At 73.1% G+C, this 19,145-nt stretch carries 18 protein-coding genes; 14 read left to right on the top strand and 4 right to left on the bottom strand.

Features of this window, described 5'->3' with window-relative positions; all coding sequences use genetic code 11:
• Positions 1-3 precede the first annotated feature (3 nt).
• On the top strand, positions 4-759 hold the full coding sequence (locus tag ABFY03_RS31805) for a hypothetical protein (protein WP_346171457.1): 756 nt from the start codon (positions 4-6) through the stop codon (positions 757-759).
• A 36-nt stretch (positions 760-795) separates the two neighbouring features.
• On the opposite strand, the gene ABFY03_RS31800 is transcribed toward ABFY03_RS31805, so the two are convergent.
• Positions 796-1,278 (bottom strand): hypothetical protein, encoded by a 483-nt coding sequence (locus tag ABFY03_RS31800; RefSeq protein WP_346171456.1) that lies wholly within the window; start codon positions 1,276-1,278, stop codon positions 796-798.
• 68 nt (positions 1,279-1,346) lie between these two features.
• Positions 1,347-1,682, bottom strand: a complete 336-nt coding sequence (locus ABFY03_RS31795; RefSeq protein WP_346171455.1) for a hypothetical protein — start codon at positions 1,680-1,682, stop codon at positions 1,347-1,349.
• A 392-nt stretch (positions 1,683-2,074) separates the two neighbouring features.
• On the opposite strand from ABFY03_RS31795, the gene ABFY03_RS31790 reads away from it, so the two are divergent.
• On the top strand, positions 2,075-2,977 hold the full coding sequence (locus tag ABFY03_RS31790) for a GNAT family N-acetyltransferase (RefSeq protein WP_346171454.1): 903 nt from the start codon (positions 2,075-2,077) through the stop codon (positions 2,975-2,977).
• On the opposite strand, the gene ABFY03_RS31785 is transcribed toward ABFY03_RS31790, so the two are convergent.
• Positions 2,978-3,565, bottom strand: a complete 588-nt coding sequence (locus ABFY03_RS31785; protein WP_346171453.1) for a VOC family protein — start codon at positions 3,563-3,565, stop codon at positions 2,978-2,980.
• A 295-nt stretch (positions 3,566-3,860) separates the two neighbouring features.
• On the opposite strand from ABFY03_RS31785, the gene ABFY03_RS31780 reads away from it, so the two are divergent.
• Positions 3,861-4,367 (top strand): hypothetical protein, encoded by a 507-nt coding sequence (locus tag ABFY03_RS31780; protein ID WP_319010439.1) that lies wholly within the window; start codon positions 3,861-3,863, stop codon positions 4,365-4,367.
• Positions 4,368-4,480: 113 nt separating this feature from the next.
• On the opposite strand, the gene ABFY03_RS31775 is transcribed toward ABFY03_RS31780, so the two are convergent.
• The gene (locus tag ABFY03_RS31775) at positions 4,481-5,362 is read right to left on the bottom strand and encodes an alpha/beta fold hydrolase (protein ID WP_346171452.1); all 882 of its coding nucleotides are present in this window, start codon (positions 5,360-5,362) and stop codon (positions 4,481-4,483) included.
• A 1,341-nt stretch (positions 5,363-6,703) separates the two neighbouring features.
• Between ABFY03_RS31775 and ABFY03_RS31770 the strand changes: the two genes are divergently transcribed.
• From ABFY03_RS31770 to ABFY03_RS31720, 11 genes are all read left to right on the top strand, one after another.
• A complete protein-coding gene (locus ABFY03_RS31770) occupies positions 6,704-7,363 on the top strand; it encodes a GntR family transcriptional regulator (protein ID WP_319010437.1) in 660 nt (219 codons plus the stop codon).
• Positions 7,364-7,365: 2 nt separating this feature from the next.
• Positions 7,366-8,268 (top strand): dihydrodipicolinate synthase family protein, encoded by a 903-nt coding sequence (locus ABFY03_RS31765; protein WP_346171451.1) that lies wholly within the window; start codon positions 7,366-7,368, stop codon positions 8,266-8,268.
• Positions 8,265-9,998, top strand: coding sequence for an L-arabinonate dehydratase (gene araD / locus ABFY03_RS31760; protein ID WP_346171450.1), 1,734 nt, complete (start codon positions 8,265-8,267; stop codon positions 9,996-9,998). The genes ABFY03_RS31765 and araD overlap by 4 nt, the downstream gene beginning before the upstream one ends.
• Positions 9,999-10,134: 136 nt before the next feature.
• Complete coding sequence (locus tag ABFY03_RS31755) at positions 10,135-11,073, top strand: carbohydrate ABC transporter permease (RefSeq protein ID WP_319010434.1); 939 nt, start codon at positions 10,135-10,137, stop codon at positions 11,071-11,073.
• Positions 11,070-11,990, top strand: a complete 921-nt coding sequence (locus ABFY03_RS31750; protein ID WP_346171449.1) for a carbohydrate ABC transporter permease — start codon at positions 11,070-11,072, stop codon at positions 11,988-11,990. The genes ABFY03_RS31755 and ABFY03_RS31750 overlap by 4 nt, the downstream gene beginning before the upstream one ends.
• Positions 11,991-11,995: 5 nt before the next feature.
• A complete protein-coding gene (locus tag ABFY03_RS31745; RefSeq protein ID WP_346171448.1) occupies positions 11,996-13,168 on the top strand; it encodes a Gfo/Idh/MocA family protein in 1,173 nt (390 codons plus the stop codon).
• On the top strand, positions 13,165-14,013 hold the full coding sequence (locus ABFY03_RS31740; RefSeq protein WP_346171447.1) for a DUF6807 domain-containing protein: 849 nt from the start codon (positions 13,165-13,167) through the stop codon (positions 14,011-14,013). Before ABFY03_RS31745 ends, ABFY03_RS31740 begins: the two co-directional genes overlap by 4 nt.
• Positions 14,010-15,554 carry a glycoside hydrolase family 43 protein gene (locus ABFY03_RS31735; RefSeq protein ID WP_346171446.1) on the top strand — a complete coding sequence of 515 codons (1,545 nt, stop codon included), beginning with the start codon at positions 14,010-14,012 and terminating at the stop codon, positions 15,552-15,554. Before ABFY03_RS31740 ends, ABFY03_RS31735 begins: the two co-directional genes overlap by 4 nt.
• A 107-nt stretch (positions 15,555-15,661) precedes the next feature.
• Positions 15,662-16,999 carry an ABC transporter substrate-binding protein gene (locus ABFY03_RS31730; protein WP_319010429.1) on the top strand — a complete coding sequence of 446 codons (1,338 nt, stop codon included), beginning with the start codon at positions 15,662-15,664 and terminating at the stop codon, positions 16,997-16,999.
• A complete protein-coding gene (locus tag ABFY03_RS31725; protein WP_346171445.1) occupies positions 16,996-17,820 on the top strand; it encodes a rhamnogalacturonan acetylesterase in 825 nt (274 codons plus the stop codon). The genes ABFY03_RS31730 and ABFY03_RS31725 overlap by 4 nt, the downstream gene beginning before the upstream one ends.
• A gap of 12 nt (positions 17,821-17,832) precedes the next feature.
• Positions 17,833-19,128 carry a pectate lyase family protein gene (locus ABFY03_RS31720; protein ID WP_319010427.1) on the top strand — a complete coding sequence of 432 codons (1,296 nt, stop codon included), beginning with the start codon at positions 17,833-17,835 and terminating at the stop codon, positions 19,126-19,128.
• The last annotated feature ends 17 nt before the right edge of the window (positions 19,129-19,145 follow it).

Genomic DNA, 19,145 nt, shown 5'->3' with positions numbered 1-19,145 from the left:
TGCATGACACCGAACCGAGTGACCTCGCATCGCACCGTCCTCCGCCGCTTCACGCGTGCTGCCGCGGGCGCCCTGATCGCCGGACTCGCCCTGGGGGCCGCGCCCGCACAGGGCGTGGAACAGAGCACCGACCTGTCCGAGTTCGACTTCTCCGCCTGCCCGGCCGTGGACGAACTGCCCGCCGGTGCGGATCCCGGGACCTGGCGCTGCGAGGTCATGCACGCCACGGGGCATCTGCGCATGGGCGGGGTCGACGAGCCGCTCACCGAGCCCATGAAGATCACCTTCGCGGAAGGCCGCGTGGACGGCGAATTCCGCCAGGTCTTCGGGGAGATGACCGCTGCGCCGATCCGGGTGGGGCGCTCCCCGTTGACCCTGACTCCGCAGTACGGGGGTTACGCGGACTTCCTGTCCGACGACAGCCGGCGCGGCGAGTTCGACATCACGTTCGCGATAGGCGCGGCACATGGCTTGCCGGCCTTCGTGAAGTCGGGCTGCGCGGTGGGCAGCGACGAGGACGCGGTCCACCTGGTGCTCAAGGACACCGTTCCCACCCGGGTGATATCCAAGGACCCCCTGGTCGTCACCTTCGGCGCCCAGGACGCGGAGTTCGCCGCCCCGGGCACCAGCGGCTGCGGCCCCGCCGGCCGCGCGCTCGACCGGGTCCTGGGCCTGCCGTCCGCGGCGGGAGCGAACGTCTTCCGCATGGATGTCACGGTGGCCATCCGGCCGTACAACGGGACCGGTGTCGATGAGTGATAGTGCACACCACGAAGCCGGCCGACATGCGGCCCGTCAACCGCCGACCGCACGGGACCAGCACTCCTGGATGGCTACCTGCTTCCGCTCAAGCTCTGCATCCATCATCCGGTGGGTGACGGTCCCCGGGATCCCGAGCGAACGTCCACGGACCCTGACGACCCGAAGATCGGACCAGACTCCGCTCCGAGTCACGCGCTGTCGCCTCTCCATGTCGGCGACTTCGTTCCAGGGGACGACGCGCCTGCTGACGAAGGTCCGGAACTCCAACCCCGTCGCGGTCAGGAGGACCCCGCCGTAGATCACGTCGACGTAGCCCAGGAACACGACCACGGCCACAACCCCGCAACCGCCGACCCCCCACCACGTGCCCGGCTCAGGCGTGGTCGAGATCATCGCCGCCACCACGCCGACGAGGGCCGACATCCCCATGCCGTTCCGCCACCAGTGCCTCTGCCGGTCCGTGGCGTTGAAGCCGCTCCACACGTCGGGCATGTCCACGCTGCCGTGGACGCGCACGTGAACAACGTCCTTCCCGGCTTGAGGAGTTGTCCGCCTCAGGATTCTCCCTGACATGCCGGGGCCCTCTACGCGCCGTCCCACAGCCCCGTGCGCTTGAGGCGCCCCTGCCGGCGACGCTCCGCGGCCGCCGTAGAGCCGTAGATCAGGCCGGCGGCCAGCGCGGGCGCCAGCGCGCTCAGACCCGCTTCGAACACCGACAGGAGGAGCCCGACAGCCATGGCGACATCGAACCCGGTAGCCACGGGGTGGCGCGCCACCCGTTGCTGGAACGGGGTGCGCAGCCTCTCTCCGCCCAGGGCCCGGTCCAGCGCACGCCACGCGCGCCCCAAGGAGCGGGCTGTGCCGCGCGGGCCGCCGGAGCCCGAGGTCCTGTCTTCTCTCTCGTCTTGCGCATCGGACATGGCCTTTCCTCCGGTCGGTCGTGGCAGAGCATGAGGTGCCGGCTCACTGCCGAGAAGCCCGAGCTCCCCGAGCTGCCGTCCGCACGGACACGGACCCTACGCACGGAGCCCCACCGGCTCTTCGGCCTCAGCACCCACACTTTCGTGCCCTGACGTTGCCGGGGACCGGCAACGTCACTCCGCCGTCCGTCGCCACACGGAAATCCGTGGACGGGACCGTGTGGGGTCCCCTAGGGTGGGGCTCCACGCCCTGAGACGGATGGAAGGAGGCGAGTGCGGTGCAGTTCAGATCTTTCCGGCGCTCCCGCTTCCACCGGTCCGGCGTGGTGGTCCGTCAGTTCTGACGTCCGGCCGGGAGCGCTCCACGCAGCCTGTATCCCGGAGGAAATCCCATGACCGATCTGGTCATCCGCACGCTCTCCACGAGCGACGCCTCTCTCTTCGACGCGCTTCCCGATCCCCTCGGTGCCCGTGAGAAGCACCGGCGTACCCGCTTCCGCCCCGAGTGGAAGCGGGTCGCGCTGCGCGACGGCGAGGTCGTCGCGCGCGGGGCCTGGTGGGGCGGGCCCGACGACGCGGAGCCCGTGAACATCAACTGGTTCGACGTGGCCGAGGGCGAGGAGGAGGCCGGAGCCGAACTGCTGCGGTCCGCGCCCTGGCGGGTCGAGCTGGAGATCAACCTGCCCGGCGACTGGCGGGAGGAGGCCGGCCCCCGGGCCGCCGCCGAGGCACGCTTCGCCGCCGCCCGGGCCGCCGGCTACGAACTCCTGGTGGAACGCCTCCTGTACCGGTGGACGCCGGAGCTCGGCCTGCCCGAACGGCCCGGTCGCCTGCGGTTCGAGGCCGAGCCCGACGACGCCGTGTTCTTCGACGCGCTGCGCCGCATCCACTCCGTGACCCTCGACGCCCACGCACTCAAGGCCGTGGAGGAGGGCGGCGTCGACCAGGCCGCGCAGGAGGAACTGGACTTCTTCCACTGGTGCCCGTCCCCGCGGGAGTGGTGGCAGGTCGCACGTACGCCGGCGGGCGAGCTGGCCGGGATCCACATACCTGCCCACAACCCGTCCGGGCCGACCATCGGCTTCATCGGGGTCGTCCCGGACCAGCGCGGACACGGTTACGCGTACGACCTGCTCGCGGAGTGCACCCACTTCCTGGTCGAGCAGGGCGCGGAGTTCATCAGCGCGGCGACGGACCTGGGCAACGTCCCCATGGCGGCGCACTTCGCCAAGGCCGGCTTCCCCGTCACCAGCGAGCGCGTCAACTTCCATCCGGTGAGCGACGCGCGGCACTAGTCATCGCGCGGGCCGCGTTCCCGCGCCGTCGTCCTCCCCGCCGCCCGGCGGGGAGGGGAGCGCGCCCTGGACGTACTCCATCGCCTGCGTGAAGACGGGGTCGCCCAGGCGGCGGTTCATCTCGTCCTCGTCGACGTCCTCGATGTGGGTCTGGATCCACCAGAGGTTGCCGTAGGGGTCGCGGACGCGGCCGACGAGGTCGCCGAAGAACAAGTGCGTGACCTCGGTGACGGAGGCGCCGCCGGCCTCGACCGCGCGCCGGTGGACGGCCCGCGCGTCCTCCACGTACAGGCGGAGGAACGCGGGGGTCGGCGACCAGCCCGGCGGACTGTCGAAGGCCATGAGCCGGCCGTTCCCGATCCGCAGCTCGGCGTGGCCGATCGTGCCGTCCTCCAGGACGAAGCGGCCCAGGTCCTCGGCGCCGAAGGCCCGTTCCAGGTAGTCGATGAGTCCGGCGGTGTCGGAGCCGATGATCCAGGGCGTGATGGTGGTGTAGCCCTCCGGGACCGCCTGGACGGGGGTGGCAGTGGGGGTAGGAGTGGGGGTGTGGGTGGGAGTCGGGGTGGGGCTGGGGGTGTTCTCGGTCATGGGGCCATGCTGGACCGCGTATAGGTCGGAATCCGTCCGCCGAAGGGGGCGAGTCGGCGCTCTCGCGAGCCGGGGTGAGCAACATGGCGGCCGGCGCCGGGGCGACCAGCGCGTCGTGCCCGCGCCGTCGCCACGGTCGGCGGAGCCTGCCGACTCGCCCGGCGGAACGGGTGGTTCACGGGCCCCGCCGCTTTCCCGCCATTGCTCCCCCCTTGCCGTGTGATCTCCGGGCCCTCCGCCACATACTGGGCGGCGCGCGCATCTCTGTTCCGACCATGACACGGAGGACAAAGGCATGCACTTACGTCGTAGGGCGGCGGGACTCGTCGCCGTGGTGGGTCTGTTCCTCGGTGGTCTCCTGGCCACCGCCCCGGCCCAGGCCGTCGCACCTGCCGATCGGGCGGTGAGCGACACCGCGCTGATCACGGTGGTCGCCGATCCGGCCGGTGCGCAGGCCGAGAGCGGTGTGCCGGCGACGGCGCCGACGATCTCTCCGGCCGCCGAACGGGTCCGTTACGTCGCCGACGGCACCTACAGCTGCCCGACCGGCCGGCTGTGCGCCCGCGTGTGGGATCCGACCCGGAACACGTACAAGGTCTTCGACCTGTACTACTGCAACACCTACTCGCTGTCCTACTGGGGCAACGGCGGTGACGGCGGCGGTTTCAAGAACTACCAGACCGACGGAACGGTGGCCGGGTTCTCCAACTCGGCCGGGACGGTCGTCCACACCTCGACCGCGCCCGACGTGGCCCCCTCCTGGTGGGGCTGGGATCCGATCTGGAAGATCAAGAACTGCTGATCCGCGTCCGCCGTATCCGCACGCCCGCCCCGCGCTCCGGGGCGGGCGTCGCGGGGTGCCGCGCGTTCGGGCGCGGCGCGGTCCCTGGTCCGACGCGCCGAACCGGTCGCGCGTCAGGCCAGGAAGCGCGTGAGCAGGTGGTTGAGTTCGGCCGGCCGCTCGGTGGGCAGGGTGTGGTGGGTGGCGTCGGGCAGGACGACGACGTCGGTCTCGGGCAGGAGGTCACGGGCCCGGGCCGCCACCCGTCGCGCATCGTGGGTCCGGCTGCGTCCGGCGACGAGGACCAGGGTCGGAACGCTGCAGCCCCTCAGCTCCTTCGGCCGGGGGCGGCGCAGGGCGACGACCTTGGATCGCGCGGCCGCCGTGGTGCTGTCGAGGAAGTGCTGCCACCCGGGGTCCTCGGGGGGCCGGCCGGTCTCCCACAGCAGGAAGGCGCGCTGTCGCGCGACGGTGGGGCGCAGGAGCGATGGGAGTGCGCGCAGCAGATAGCCGGGGTTCGGCCCGGCGAAACAGTTGGTGGGGTCGAGGAGGGCCAGCCTGCTGACGCGCCGGGGCGCGTGCAGCGCGTAGCGGAGGGCGATCGCGGCGCCGTAGGAGTGGCCGCACAGGCTCGTCTCCCCGAGGCTGAGTCCGTCCAGGAGCGCGTCCAGCCACGTCATCAGATCCGCGGCGCCGCGCAGGGGCGTTCCGTCGTTGACGCTGTGGCCGAAGTCGCCCATGACGTCGACCGCGTGGACGCGATGGGCGCGGCTGAGGTCCTCGACGTTGCCGAACCACGCCATGGAGGTGGTGCCGCCTCCGGGCAGCAGCAGGAGCGGGGCGCCGGCCTCCGGACCGCAGACGTGGACCCGTGTACTGCCGTACGGCGTCGGCACGTCGACACTCGTGATGTCCGCGGGCCACCGCCGCAGCATCGCGTCGTACGCCGCGAAGAAGTCCGCCTGCTCCATGCCGCTGCCCCCGCTGGTCTCGAAGCCGTCGTCGTCCCCGTACATCGTCCCGCGCGGCCATCATCTCGACCACGGTCGAGCGCGACACGTCCAGGGGGTGTCGCTCGCGGCGCCGGCACGGGCCGGTGACCGTCACGCGGCGAGGAGGGCGAGTCGAGCGCCCTCGGGGACGTATACCTTGGCCTCGCCGCCGCCTGTGGTTGCGAGCCGGCTTCGGCTGTTCTTGACGGGGAGCGTGAACCGCCGCCGGCCAGGCCCCGTGGACCTGCTCCCGACGCCGAGCGCGGCCTGGACGCCGAGGCGTCGGGCGCCGTCGGGGCACGAAGACGGTGCCCGCGCGGCCGGCCTGGGCGAGGGCCCGAGGCCGGCTCGACGACGGTGCCGTCGACGGTCGTCGAGCGTCCAGCCACGGGCCGGGATCGCGGAGCGAACTGGGGGCCGTGGTGGGCCCCGCCTGCGTGTCACTCCACCGCGAGCAGCGCCGAGCCGACGTGTCGGCGCAGGTTCGGACCTGCCTGACGGCCGCGTACGCGGTGAAACGGCCAAGGCTCATCCGGAGGCCGCGAAGCACGGCAGCGCGGACGGCGGACGCCCGGACGGCCGGACGGCCCCACCGCCCGGATGGAGGCGGGGCCCGGACACCCGGACAGCCCCACCGCCCCGATGGCGCCGGGGCCCGGACGCCCCGACGGCCCCACCGCCCGGATGGTGCCGGGGCCCGGACGCCCAGACGCCCCCACGCCCGGATGGTGCCGGGGCCCGGACGCCCAGACGCCCCCACGCCCGGATGGTGCCGGGGCCCGGACGCCCAGACGCCCCCACGCCCGGATGGTGCCGGGGCCCGGACACCCCGACGCCCCCACCGCCCGAATGGACACGGGGCCCGGACACCCCGACGCCCCCACCGCCCGGATGGTGCCGGAGCCCGGACACCCCGACGCCCCCACCGCCCAGATGGTGCCGGGGCCCGGACGGCCGGACGGTCCCGCCGCCATCCGGGCGGCGGGCAGCTGGGCGGGGATCGCCATCGGCCGTTCAGGACCTCGCGCGCAGTCGTCGCACGCGGTCGTGCCCGGCCCCGTGGACCGGGGACGGCCCCACGGACCCGCCCGCTCGGCCTGGTCGGACGTCCCGTGCCCGGCCCGGGGGCCTTCCCCGGCCCGCCCCACCGGCCAGCACGGCCACCGGCGCCGTCCGGCCGACGCGCCAGGGAGTCCACGCCTCGCGCGCCCCGCACCACACACCCCTCCCCCCTCCCGCGCAGAAAACGCTTTCTATCAACCCTGTCCGAAGCATTGACGAAACACCAACGCCCCCCTAGCTTCATGCCCGTTGCACTTCGTACGTCATATATGAGACGCGATACATGAGATCTGAGAGTGCGCCATGCCCTTCGCCCCCAGCCCCATCCCCTCCCGGACCCAGTACGTCCTGGAGGCGATCAAGCACGACATCCTGACCGGGGGGCTCAGACCCGGGCAGGCGCTCGTGGAGGCCGAGCTCGCCGCGCGTTTCGGGGTGTCCAAGACGCCGGTGCGCGAGGCGCTGAAGACGCTCGCGGGCAGCGGGCTCGTGGTGATGAGCCAGTACAAGGGCGTCACCGTGCGGATGGTCGACGCGGACATGGCCCGGGCCGTGTACGACGTGCGGCTGCTCCTGGAGCCGGAGGCGGTCCGTCGCGCGGTGGCTTCCGGGGCGCCGCTCGACGAGGCCCACGAGGCGCTGGCCCGGGCGGCCGCCGCCGAGGACCCGGCCGAACGCTCGCTGGCCAACCGGGCGTTCCACCGCGCGCTCTACCTCCCCTGCGGCAACCCGCTGCTCGGGCGGATGCTCGACGAGGTGCGCGACCAGGCCGCGCTCGTCTCCACCGTCGCCTGGGCCGCCGTCCCGTCGTGGGACCGCGAGGCGGCCGAGCACGAGGAGATCCTGCGGCTCGCCGCCGCGGGCGACGCCGACGGGGCGCGCCGGGCGGTGCACGCCCACATCGCCTCGTTCGTGGAGCGGGCCTTCCCCGAGAACACCCTGAATCCCCTGGACAGTGAGTGACGATGACCTTCGAGACCCTTCGGGCCGCCCTCGCCGACGTCGTGGCCATCCCGGTCACGCCGTTCGCCGAAAACGGCCGGGTGGACTCCGCCGCCCACCGGGCGCTGCTGCACCGGCTGCTCGACGGCGGGGTGCGCACCCTCACCCCCAACGGCAACACGGGCGAGTTCTACGCCCTCACCCCCGACGAGCGCCGCGCGGTCACCGAGGCGACGGTCGCGGAGGCGGCCGACCGGGCCGCGATCCTGGTCGGTGTGGGGCACGACCTGCCGACCGCGGTCGAGGCGGCCCGGCACGCCCGGTACACGGGGGCGCACATGGTGATGGTGCACCAGCCGGTGCACCCGTACGTCTCCGAGAGCGGCTGGGTCGACTACCACCGGGCCATCGCGGACGCGGTGCCGGAACTGGGCGTCGTCCCGTACGTCCGCAACCCGCTGCTGAGCGGGGAGCGCCTGGCCGAGCTGGGCGCCGCCTGCCCGAACGTGGTCGGCGTGAAGTACGCGGTGCCGGACGCGGCCCGGTTCGCCGGCTTCGCCCGGGACGCGGGCCTGGACCGGTTCGTGTGGGTGGCCGGTCTCGCGGAGCCGTACGCGCCCTCGTACTTCTCGGCGGGCGCCACCGGGTTCACGTCCGGGCTGGTCAACGTCGCGCCCGCGCTCTCCCTGGAGATGCTGGCGGCGCTGCGGGCCGGCGACTACGGGACCGCGATGAAGGTGTGGGAGCGGATCCGCCGCTTCGAGGAGCTGCGGGCCGCGAACGGCAACGCGGACAACGTGACCGTGGTGAAGGAGGCGCTGGCCTCGCTCGGGCTGTGCCGGCGGGACATCCGGCCGCCGAGCCGGGAGCTCCCGGAGGACGCGCGGGCCGAGGTCGCGGCGATCGCCGGCGGGTGGCCGATATGACGGACGACGCCGTGAAGCGGCCGCACGAGCTGCGCAGTCACCAGTGGTACGGGACCGACGGGCTGCGGTCGTTCAGCCACCGGGCGCGGACCCGGCAGCTCGGCTATCTGCCCGAGGAGCACCTGGGCAAGCCGGTCGTCGCGATCCTCAACACCTGGTCGGACATCAACCCCTGCCATGTGCACCTGCGCGACCGGGCGCAGGCCGTGAAGCGCGGGGTGTGGCAGGCCGGCGGCTTTCCGCTGGAGTTCCCGGTGTCGACGCTGTCGGAGACCTTCCAGAAGCCGACGCCGATGCTCTACCGCAACCTCCTGGCCATGGAGACGGAGGAGCTGCTGCGCTCGTACCCGGTGGACGGGGCGGTGCTGATGGGCGGCTGCGACAAGACGACGCCGGCGCTGTTGATGGGCGCGGCGTCGGTGGACCTGCCGACGGTGTTCGTGCCGGCCGGTCCGATGCTGCCGGGGCACTGGCGGGGGGAGACCCTCGGGTCCGGTACGGACATGTGGAGGTACTGGGACGAGCGGCGGGCCGGCACCATCGGCGACTGCGAGATGGCCGAGCTGGAGAACGGGCTCGCCCGCTCTCCCGGCCACTGCATGACGATGGGGACGGCGTCGACGCTGACCGCCGCGGCGGAGACCCTGGGCGTGACCGTGCCGGGCGCCTCCTCGGTGCCGGCGGTGGACTCGGGGCACGACCGGATGGCCGCCGCGTCGGGGATGCGGATCGTGGAGCTGGTCCGTCAGGACCTGCGGCTGTCGCGGCTGCTGACGCGGGAGGCGTACGAGGACGCGGTCGCCGCGGTCCTGGCGCTCGGCGGTTCGACCAACGCGGTGATCCATCTGATCGCGATGGCCGGCCGGTCCGGGGTGAAGCTGACGCTGGACGACTTCGACCGGATCGCGCGGACGGTGCCGGTGCTCGCGAACCTGCGGCCCGGCGGCGCGTACCTGATGGAGGACTTCCACTTCGCGGGCGGGATGACCGGTTTCCTGTCGCGGATCGCGGACGTGCTCCACCTGGACCGGCCGACGGTGTCCCATGCCTCCCTGCGCGAGCAGCTCGACGGGGCCCTGGTGCACGACGACGAGGTGATCCGGGAGCGGCACCGGCCGCTGGCGGCCGAGGGCGGGCTCGCGGTGCTGCGGGGCAACCTCTGCCCGGACGGGGCGGTCATCAAGCACGTCGCCATGGAGCAGCGGTTCCTGAAGCACACCGGTCCCGCCGTCGTCTTCGACGACTACCGGACGTTGCAGCGGACCATCGACGACCCGGCGCTCGGGATCACCCCGGACCACGTGCTGGTGCTGCGCGGCGCGGGGCCCAAGGGCGGTCCGGGGATGCCGGAGTACGGGATGCTGCCGATCCCGAAGTACCTGCTGGAGCAGGGGGTGCGGGACATGGTGCGCATCTCGGACGCGCGGATGAGCGGCACGAGCTACGGGGCGTGCGTGCTGCACGTGGCGCCGGAATCGCATGTCGGCGGGCCTCTTGCCCTGGTCCGTACGGGCGATACGATCACCCTCGACGTCGCGGCCCGCTCCCTCCGCCTGCACGTCGGCGACGAGGAGTTGGAGCGCCGGCGGGCCGGGTGGACCCCGCCGCCGGCCCGGTACGAGCGCGGCTACGGCGCGCTGTACATGGAGCAGATCTCCCAGGCCGACACCGGCTGCGACTTCGCGTTCCTGGCCCGGCCGGGGACGACCCCCGAACCCTACGCGGGCTGAACCGCGGCCCGCCGCGACCGCACGCCCACCGCCCGATGCGTTCGAGATGTCGAATGCCGTTCGCGAAGCGCTTGACCTTGCGGAGAAAGCGCTTTCCGAACTCTCGCACCGCCCGCCCGAGAACGGAGCCGCCGTCATGGCCACAGCTGTGACCAAACCGCCCCGCGCCGCCACGGCACGGGAGCGCCGCCGCACGGGAGCGACCCCCCGCCGGCTGCCGTACCTGCTGATCGCGCCCGCGGGGCTGCTGATGCTGGGCTTCATCGCCTACCCCGTGCTGAGCGTCTTCTACTACAGCCTCCAGCACTACAACCCGACGAAGCCCTGGCGGAACGGCTTCGCCGGCTTCGACAACTTCACGAAGATCTTCACCGACGACCCGCACTTCTGGGGCACCCTGACCTTCAGCCTCAAGTGGGTCGTGGTGGAGGTGTCGCTCCAGCTCCTCCTCGGGCTCGCGCTCGCCCTCATCGTCAACCAGACCTTCGCCGGCCGGGCGCTCGGCCGGGCCCTGGTCTTCTCGCCGTGGGCCGTCTCCGGCGTGCTCACCTCGGCGATCTGGGTGCTCCTCTACAACTCGCAGACCGGCATCACCCGTTACCTGGCGGACCTCGGCATCGGCGAGTACGGCACCTCGCTGCTCTCCGACACCGCAACCGTCTTCCCCGCCGCGATCGTCGCCGACCTCTGGCGCGGGGTGCCCTTCTTCGCCATCCTCATCCTCGCCGACCTCCAGTCGGTGCCGAAGGACCTGTACGAGGCCGCAGAGGTCGACGGGGCGGGCCGGCTGCGGCAGTTCTTCCACATCACGCTCCCCCACATCAGGGACGCGATCGTGCTCTCCACGCTGCTGCGCGCGGTGTGGGAGTTCAACAACGTCGACCTGCTGTACACGCTGACCGGCGGCGGACCCGCGGGCGTCACCACGACCCTGCCGCTGTACGTCGCCGAGACCAGCGTCGACGCCCACAACTTCGGTTACGCCTCCGCCCTCACCACGGTGGCGTTCGTGATCCTTCTCTTCTGCTCGATCGTCTACCTGCGCCTGAGCAAGTTCGGAGGCGACAGCAAGTGACCGCCGCAGCCACCCCCACCCGCACCGCGCCCGTCACCGGGACCGCCGGGACCGGCCGGCCTCCGGAGGGCACCCCGCCCGCCGCCGCCCGCAAGCGGCACCGGGCCTGGGACGAGGTCCCCCGCTGGCAGATCTACCTGCCGCTCGGCGTCTACCTCGTCTTCACCCTCGTCCCCTTCTACTGGATCTTCCTCTTCGCCGTCCGCCCGGCCGGCTCCACCTCGCTGCTGCCCTGGCCGATGACGACCGCGCACTTCGAGAAGGTGTGGACCGAGCGCAGCTTCGGGATCTTCTTCCAGAACAGCCTGCTCATCGGCGTCGCGGTGCTCGTCAGCACCACGGTGGTCGCGCTGGCCGGCGGTTACGCCCTCGCCCGCTTCGACTTCCGGATCAAGAAGGGCTTCATGCTGGCCCTGCTCTGCTCCCAGTTCGTGCCGGGCGCCCTGCTCCTCGTCCCGCTCTTCCAGATCTTCGCCGAGCTGCGCATGATCAACTCGATCGGCAGCGTCATCCTCGCCGAGACCGTCTTCCAGCTGCCGCTGTCGATGATCCTCATCAGCGGCTTCATCCGGAACGTGCCGCCCTCCCTGGAGGAGGCCGCCTGGGTCGACGGCTGCAACCGTTTCCGCGCCTTCCTGATCGTCGTGCTCCCGCTGCTGCGGCCCGGGCTTGTCGCCGTCGGCTCCTTCGCCTTCGTGCACGCCTGGAACCACTTCCTCTTCGCCCTGATGTTCCTCAGCAGCCAGAGCAAGCAGACCATCCCGGTCGGCCTCAACACCCTCATGGGCGCCGACAGCGTCGACCTCGGCGCGCTCGCCGCGGGCGGCGTCATCGCCGCCGTCCCCGTCGTGATCGTCTTCGCCTTCATCCAGAAGTGGCTCGTCACCGGCTTCAGCGCCGGGGCGGTGAAGGGATGAGCCCCATGCCCGCAGCCCAGTCCGTACGCGAACCCCTGCCCGTCGTCCTCGCCGGCGCCCGCGGCCACGGCCGCAGCCATCTCCTCAACATCCACCGCCTGGAGCGGCTCGGTCTGGTCCGCCTCGCCGGCGTCTGCGAGCTGCGGCCGCTCGACGCCGCCGAGCTCGACGGGCTCGGCGACCCCGCCCAGTCCGACGACTTCGAGGCGCTGCTCGCCGCCACCGGCGCGCGACTGGCCGTGCTCAGCACCCCGATCCAGACCCACACCGACATGACGCTGGCCGCCGCCCGGCACGGCGCCGACATCCTCCTGGAGAAGCCGCCGGCCCCGTCGTACGCCGAGTTCCGGCGGATGGCCGACGGGGTCGCGGAGACCGGCCGGGCCTGCCAGATCGGCTTCCAGTCGCTGGGCTCGCACGCCGTGCCCGCGGTCCGCGAGCTGATCGAGCGGGGCACGATCGGCGAGGTCCGGGGCGTCGGCGCGGCCGGCGCCTGGGTCCGCGACGAGGCGTACTTCCGGCGCGCGCCGTGGGCCGGCCGGCGCCGGCTCGACGGCCTCGACGTCGTCGACGGGGCGCTGACCAACCCGCTGGCGCACGCCGTCGCCACCGCCCTCGCCCTCGCCGGGACCACCCGCGCCGAGGACGTGACCGGCATCGAGACCGAGCTCTTCCACGCCCACGCCATCGAGTCGGACGACACCTCCGCCGTCCGCGTCTCCACCGCCGCCGGGCTGCCGGTGACCGTGGCCGCGACGCTCTGCGCAGAGAAGACCGGCGAGCCCTACGTGGTGGTGCACGGCAGCCGCGGCCGGATCACCTTCTGGTACCGGGAGGACCGGATCCTGCTCCAGCGCGCCGGGCACGGCCCGGAGGAGATCACGTACGGGCGCACCGACCTGCTGGAGAACCTGGTCGCGCACGTCACCGGCGGCACCCCGCTCCTCGTGCCGCCGGACGCGACCGGCGCGTTCATGCGGGTCGTCGAGGCGGTCCGCACCGCGCCCGACCCGCGGCCGCTGCCCGCCGCCCACTGGCGCGCCGAGCCCGGCGAGAGCGCCGAGCGGCGGATCGTCGAGGGCGTGGAGGCGCTGGTGGACGCGAGCGCCGAACAGCTCCGGCTCTACTCCGAACTCGGCGCCCCCTGGGCGTCGTCGGCGCCGGCGGAGGTCCGATGACCGGCGCCGACGGCACCGTCGTCCTGCGGGCCGCCGGCCGGGCGGTCGCGCACTGCGTGACCCGTCCGGCGCTGGCCGCCGCCCACTCCCCGCGCCCCTATCTGCATCCGGTGACCACGCTCGCCGGGCGGGCCGTCACCGAGGTGCTGCCCGAGGACCACGTGCACCACCTGGGCGTCGGGATCGCGATCCCCGACGTCGACGGGCGGAACTTCTGGGGCGGGCGGACCTTCGTCCGCGGCCGGGGTCCGGTCGAGCTGGACAACCACGGCGTGCAGCGGCACGACGGCTTCAAGCTGTGCGACCCGGACGGCTTCGTCGAGGAGGTGAGCTGGACCGCCGGAGGGGAGCGCCTGTTCGCCGAGCACCGCACGGTCGCCGCGGTCCCGCTCATCGACACGGCGTGGGCCCTCGACCTGACCTTCTCGGTCGCCAACGTCTCCGGCCGCGACCTGTCCGTCGGCAGCCCGGCCACCAACGGACGCCCGGGCGCCGCCTACGGCGGCTTCTTCTGGCGCGCCCCCAAGGAGGCGGCCGTGCCACGGGTGTTCGGCCCCGGGGCGGACGGCGAGGAGGCCGTGCACGGCGCCCGCGCCGCGTGGGTGGCGATGTGCGGCGACGGCTGGAGCCTGGTCTTCGCCGGGGCGACCGGGACCACCCGGCGCGACCCGTGGTTCGTGCGGGCCGCCGAGTACCCGGGCGTCGGTTCCTCCCTCGCGTACGAGGAGCGGCTCGCGGTCCCGGCCGGGGAGACGTTCGTCCGGCGCGTGGTCACCGTGGTCGCCGACGGGCGGCTCGACCGGGACGGCGCCGCCGCCCTGGTCCGCAAGGCGGTGGCGACGTGACCGGGGCCGTGGTGCCCGAGGTCACCGGCGACCTGGGGGACGGTACGTACCGCAACCCGGTCCTGGCGGCGGACTGGTCCGACCCGGACGTGGTGCGGGTCGGCGAGGACTTCTACCTCACCGCCTCCAGCTTCGGCCGCGCCCCCGGGCTGCCGCTGCTGCACTCGCGCGACCTGGTCAACTGGACGTTCGCCGGGAACGCGCTGGAACGGCTCGAACCGGCCGAGGCGTTCACCCTCCCCCGGCACGACCGCGGGGTGTGGGCGCCGTCCCTCCGCCACCACGACGGCCGGTTCCGGATCTTCTGGGGCGACCCCGACCACGGGATCTTCCAGGTCGACTCCCCCGCCGTCGAGGGGCCCTGGACCCGGCCGCACCTGGTGAAGGAGGGCCGGGGGCTGATCGACGCGTGCCCGCTGTGGGACCCGGAGAGCGGCGAGGCGTACCTGGTGCACGGCTGGGCCAAGTCCCGGGCCGGCTTCAACAACCGGCTCACCGGGCACCGGATGAGCCCGGACGGCACCAAGGTCCTCGACGAGGGCACCACGCTCGTCGACGCCGACCTGATCCCCGGCTGGTTCACCCTGGAGGGGCCCAAGCTGTACCGGCACGACGGCCGGTTCTGGATCCTCGCCCCGGCCGGCGGCGTCGCCACCGGCTGGCAGGGCGCCTTCCGCGCCGACTCCTTCTTCGGCCCGTACGAGGAGCGGATCGTCCTCGCCCAGGGCGACACCGACGTCAACGGCCCCCACCAGGGCGGCTGGGTGCGCACCGGCGCGGGCGAGGACTGGTTCCTCCACTTCCAGCAGACCGGCGCGCACGGCCGGCTCGTCCACCTCCAGCCGATGCGCTGGGACGCGGACGGCTGGCCGGTCCTCGGCGACGAGGGCTCCCCCGTGCGCGTCCACCGCAAGCCCGCCCTGCCGTCCGGGCCCCCGGCCCGGCCGGCCGTGGACGACGCCTTCCCGGGCGGCGCCTTCGGACCGCAGTGGTCGTGGACCGCCAACCCCGGTGTGGGGTGGACGGTCGCGCACCCCGGGCCCGGACTGCGCCTGGCCTGTGTCCGCACGGGGCGGGCCGACGACCTGCGGTCGGTGCCGCACGTGCTGACGCAGCGGCTGCCCGCCGGGGCCCGGAGCGTGGAGGTCCGGCTGCGGCTGGAGTCCGCGGCGGCCGGGGCCCGGGCCGGACTGGTCGTGCTCGGCGACGCGTACGCCTGGATCGGGCTGGAACGGGACGCCGGCGGCGGGGTGCTGCTCGCCCACCGCTTTGCCCCGGGCAACGCCGACCGGGAGCGGGACGCGGCCCGCGCCGTGCCGCTCGGCACCGACGAGGTGCTGCTGCGGATCGAGGTCACCGCCGACGCCCGCTGCCGCTTCTCCTACGACGCCGGCGCGGGACCCGTCCGGCTCGGACCCGAGTTCGCCGCCACCCCCTGGCGGTGGGTGGGCGCCCTGCTCGGCCTGTTCGCCGCCGCTCCGGAGGGCGAAGGGCACGCCGGGACGGGCGTGTTCACCGACTTCCGCACCCTGACCGGCTGAGGCCGGCCACCGCCACCGCCCGCCGTCCCCGGGCGGGCCCGTACACCCCCACGCACCATCCGTTCCCTCCCCATCCCCCGCACCACCCCGAGAGAAGAGAGCCGACGATGACCATCTTCCCCGGACGGCGCAGAGCCGCCCTCGCCCTCGCCCTCTCCGGCGTCCTCGCGCTGACCGCCACCGCCTGCGGTGACGACGGCAGCGGCGGCGCCGGCGGCGAAGGGGCCGAGGGATCGGGCAAGGGCAAGATCACCTTCTGGGACAACAACGGCGGTGTCCGCACCGACGTCTGGAAGGAGATCATCGCCGACTTCGAGAAGGCCAACCCGGACATCGACGTCGAGTACGTAGGCGTCGCCTCGAAGGAGGTCCAGTCCAAGTACGACACCGCGATCCAGGGCGGCGCGCTGCCGGACGTCGGCGGCGTCGGCGCGGCGATGCTGGCCGGGATCGCCGCCCAGGGCGCCCTGGAGCCGCTGGACGAGCGGATCCGGAAGAGCGAGCTGCTCGGCAAGCTGAACAAGGGCATGGTCGAGTCCGTCAGGGCGGCGGGCGGCCAGGACAAGCTCTTCACCGTGCCCACCTCCGCCAGCAACGGCGTCCTCTACTACCGCACCGACCTGTTCAAGGCCGCCGGCCTCGACGAGCCCACCACCTGGACGAAGTTCTACGCCGCGGCCGACAAGCTCACCGCGAAGGACAAGAACCGCTTCGGCTACACCATCCGCGGCGGCGCCGGCTCCATCGCCCAGGCCCTCGACGCCATGTACGGCCAGAGCGGGATCACGGACTTCTGGGAGGGCGACAAGACCACGGTCAACGACCCGAAGAACGTGGCCGCGCTGGAGAAGTACGTCGGCCTCTTCAAGAAGAACACCCCGGCCGCCGACGTCAACAACGACTTCACCAAGATGGTCGCCCAGTGGGACAGCGGCGAGATCGGCATGCTGAACCACAACCTCGGCTCCTACCAGGACCACGTGAAGGCCCTGGGCACCGACAAGTTCCGCGGCATACCGAACCCGACGCTGGACGACGGCACCCGGGTCATGGTGTCCAACCCGGTCGACGGCCTCGGCCTCTTCTCCTCCAGCAAGAACAAGGCCGCCGCCTGGAAGTTCATCGAGTTCGCGGCCTCGCACGCGTCCAACTCGAAGTGGAACAGGTCCGCCGGCGCCATCCCCGCCAACGTCGAGGCGGCGCGGGACCCCTGGCTCCAGGAGGCCGAGCCGACCAAGCTCGCCGCCGAGGTCCTCTTCAGCGGCAAGGCGACCATCGTCCAGCTGCCGTACTACCTGCCCGACTGGAACACCATCTCGAAGGCCGACAACGAGGCGAACTTCCAGAAGGTGCTGCTCGGCACGATGTCGGCGAAGGACTTCGCCGACTCCCTCGCCGAGCAGCTGAACGAGGCCCAGGCCGAGTGGAAGGCGCAGCGGAAGTGACGGTCGGTCGCCGTGAGGCGGTCGTGGCCGGGGCGGGCCTGGTGCTCGCCCTGGCCGCCCGGCCGGCCGCCGCCCGCACCGAGGAGTCCGCGGAGGGGGCCGCCTCCCGCGGCCGCACCCTCTACGTCGCCGGAGACTCCACCGCCGCGCAGAAGTACGCCGACGCGGCGCCCGAGACCGGCTGGGGCATGGCCCTCCCGTTCTTCCTCCACCGCCCGCTGACCGTCGCCAACCACGCGGTCAACGGCCGCTCCACCAAGAGCTTCCTCGACGAGGGCCGCCTCGAACCGATCGCGGCCGCCCTCCGCCCCGGCGACCTGCTGCTCGTCCAGTTCGGGCACAACGACGCCAAGAGCACCGACCCCGCCCGGTACGCCGCCCCCTGGGGGGCCTACCAGGACAACCTGCGGGTCTTCGTCGAGACCGCCCGCGCCCGCGGCGCCCAGCCGGTGATCGCGACCTCCGTGGAGCGGCGCCGCTTCGACGCCGCCGGGACCGCCCAGCGCTCGCTCGGCGACTACCCGGCCGCCGCCCGCGCGGTGGCCGCCGCCTCCGGCGTACCCCTCCTCGACATCGAGGCGCTGTCGCTGGAGCTGTGGCAGCGGCTCGGTCCCGAGACGACCAAGACGTACTTCAACTGGACCGCCACCGAGCAGGACAACACCCACTTCAACCCGCCCGGCGCGATCGAGGTGGCCCGGCTCGTCGCCCGCGAACTGCTGCGGACCCGGGTCCTCGCCCCGCACGAGACCCGCCGGCTCGACGACACCCTCCCCACCGACTGGATCACCTGGCCTCCGGCCGCCCCTTCCGCATCCTGAGGAGAACCGCGCGTGAACAGAAGCACGAAGCTGGGAGCGGTGGCCGCCGCCGCCCTCGTCCTCACCGTCACCGCGCCCGCCGCCGGCGCCCACCCCGGCCGCCCCGCCGGCCCCGACCCGGCCCGCGCCACCCTGCCCGCCGGCGACGGCTGGGCCTCCGCCGGCACCGGCACCACCGGCGGCGCCGCCGCCGACGCCTCCCGGGTCTTCACCGTCACCACCTGGGCCGAGCTGCGCGCCGCGCTCGCCGTCCCCGGCACCGAGCCGCGGATCGTCAAGGTCGTCGGCACCCTGGACGCCGTCGAGGCCGGCTGCGCCGCCTTCGAGGCGCCCGGCTACGACTTCCAGCGGTACCTCGCCGACTACGACCCCGCCGTGTGGGGGTACGAGGACGAGGTCAGCGGCCCGCAGGAGGAACTGCGCGCCGCTTCCGCCACCGCCCAGGGCCAGGCCGTCAAGGTCAAGGTGCCCGCCAACACCACCCTCGTCGGCGTCGGCCGCGACGCGACGATCCTGGGCGGCAGCCTCCAGGTCACCGGCGTCGACAACGTGGTGGTCCGCAACCTGAGGCTGGAGAGCCCGCTCGACTGCTTCCCGCAGTGGGACCCGACGGACGGCGCCACCGGCGCCTGGAACTCGGAGTACGACAGCCTGGTGGTGTACGGCTCCACCCACGTCTGGATCGACCACAACACCTTCACCGACGGCCGCCACCCCGACAGTTCGCTGCCGGAGTACTACGGGGAGGTGTACCAGCAGCACGACGGCGAACTGGACGTGGTGCGCGGCGCCGACCTCGTCACCGTCTCGTGGAACGTCTTCACCGACCACGACAAGACGCTGATGATCGGCAACAGCGACAGCGCGGGCGCCACCGACCGCGGGAAGCTGCGCGTCACCCTCCACCACAACCTCTTCGACGACGTGGTGGAGCGGGCGCCCCGGGTCCGCTTCGGGCAGGTCGACGCGTACAACAACCACTTCAGGGTGCCGGACACGGACTACGTGTACAGCCTGGGCATCGGCCTGGAGTCGCAGCTGTACGCGGAGAAGAACGCCTTCACGCTGGGCTCCGGGGTACCGGCCGGGCAGATCCTGAAGAAGTGGAAGGACGCGCCGGTCACCACCGCGGGGAACTACGTCGACGGGCGCCCGGTCGACCTGCTGGCCGTCCACAACGAGCAGTTCCCGGCCGAGGTGCTGCGCGGCGACGCGGGCTGGACGCCCGTCCTGCGCACCCGGGTGGACCACCCGCTGGCCGTGCCCGCCCTCGTCGGCGTCCACGCCGGCGCCGGCCGGGTCCGCTGACCGACCCGCCCCCGCAC

It is taken from the genome of Streptomyces roseofulvus (assembly GCF_039534915.1).
GTDB classification, from domain to species: domain Bacteria; phylum Actinomycetota; class Actinomycetes; order Streptomycetales; family Streptomycetaceae; genus Streptomyces; species Streptomyces roseofulvus.
Note: the sequence above shows the minus strand (reverse complement) of the source record. Positions and strands in the feature narration are given on the sequence as shown.

Bases quoted from the DNA above. Each gene is read 5' to 3' on its own strand.
- ABFY03_RS31805 (WP_346171457.1), top strand. From the start codon at position 4: ATGACACCGAACCGAGTGACCTCGCATCGCACCGTCCTCCGCCGCTTC.
- ABFY03_RS31795 (WP_346171455.1), bottom strand. From the start codon at position 1,682: ATGTCCGATGCGCAAGACGAGAGAGAAGACAGGACCTCGGGCTCCGGC.
- ABFY03_RS31790 (WP_346171454.1), top strand. From the start codon at position 2,075: ATGACCGATCTGGTCATCCGCACGCTCTCCACGAGCGACGCCTCTCTC.
- ABFY03_RS31785 (WP_346171453.1), bottom strand. From the start codon at position 3,565: ATGACCGAGAACACCCCCAGCCCCACCCCGACTCCCACCCACACCCCC.
- ABFY03_RS31780 (WP_319010439.1), top strand. From the start codon at position 3,861: ATGCACTTACGTCGTAGGGCGGCGGGACTCGTCGCCGTGGTGGGTCTG.
- ABFY03_RS31775 (WP_346171452.1), bottom strand. From the start codon at position 5,362: ATGTACGGGGACGACGACGGCTTCGAGACCAGCGGGGGCAGCGGCATG.
- ABFY03_RS31770 (WP_319010437.1), top strand. From the start codon at position 6,704: ATGCCCTTCGCCCCCAGCCCCATCCCCTCCCGGACCCAGTACGTCCTG.
- ABFY03_RS31765 (WP_346171451.1), top strand. From the start codon at position 7,366: ATGACCTTCGAGACCCTTCGGGCCGCCCTCGCCGACGTCGTGGCCATC.
- araD (WP_346171450.1), top strand. From the start codon at position 8,265: ATGACGGACGACGCCGTGAAGCGGCCGCACGAGCTGCGCAGTCACCAG.
- ABFY03_RS31755 (WP_319010434.1), top strand. From the start codon at position 10,135: ATGGCCACAGCTGTGACCAAACCGCCCCGCGCCGCCACGGCACGGGAG.
- ABFY03_RS31745 (WP_346171448.1), top strand. From the start codon at position 11,996: ATGCCCGCAGCCCAGTCCGTACGCGAACCCCTGCCCGTCGTCCTCGCC.
- ABFY03_RS31740 (WP_346171447.1), top strand. From the start codon at position 13,165: ATGACCGGCGCCGACGGCACCGTCGTCCTGCGGGCCGCCGGCCGGGCG.
- ABFY03_RS31730 (WP_319010429.1), top strand. From the start codon at position 15,662: ATGACCATCTTCCCCGGACGGCGCAGAGCCGCCCTCGCCCTCGCCCTC.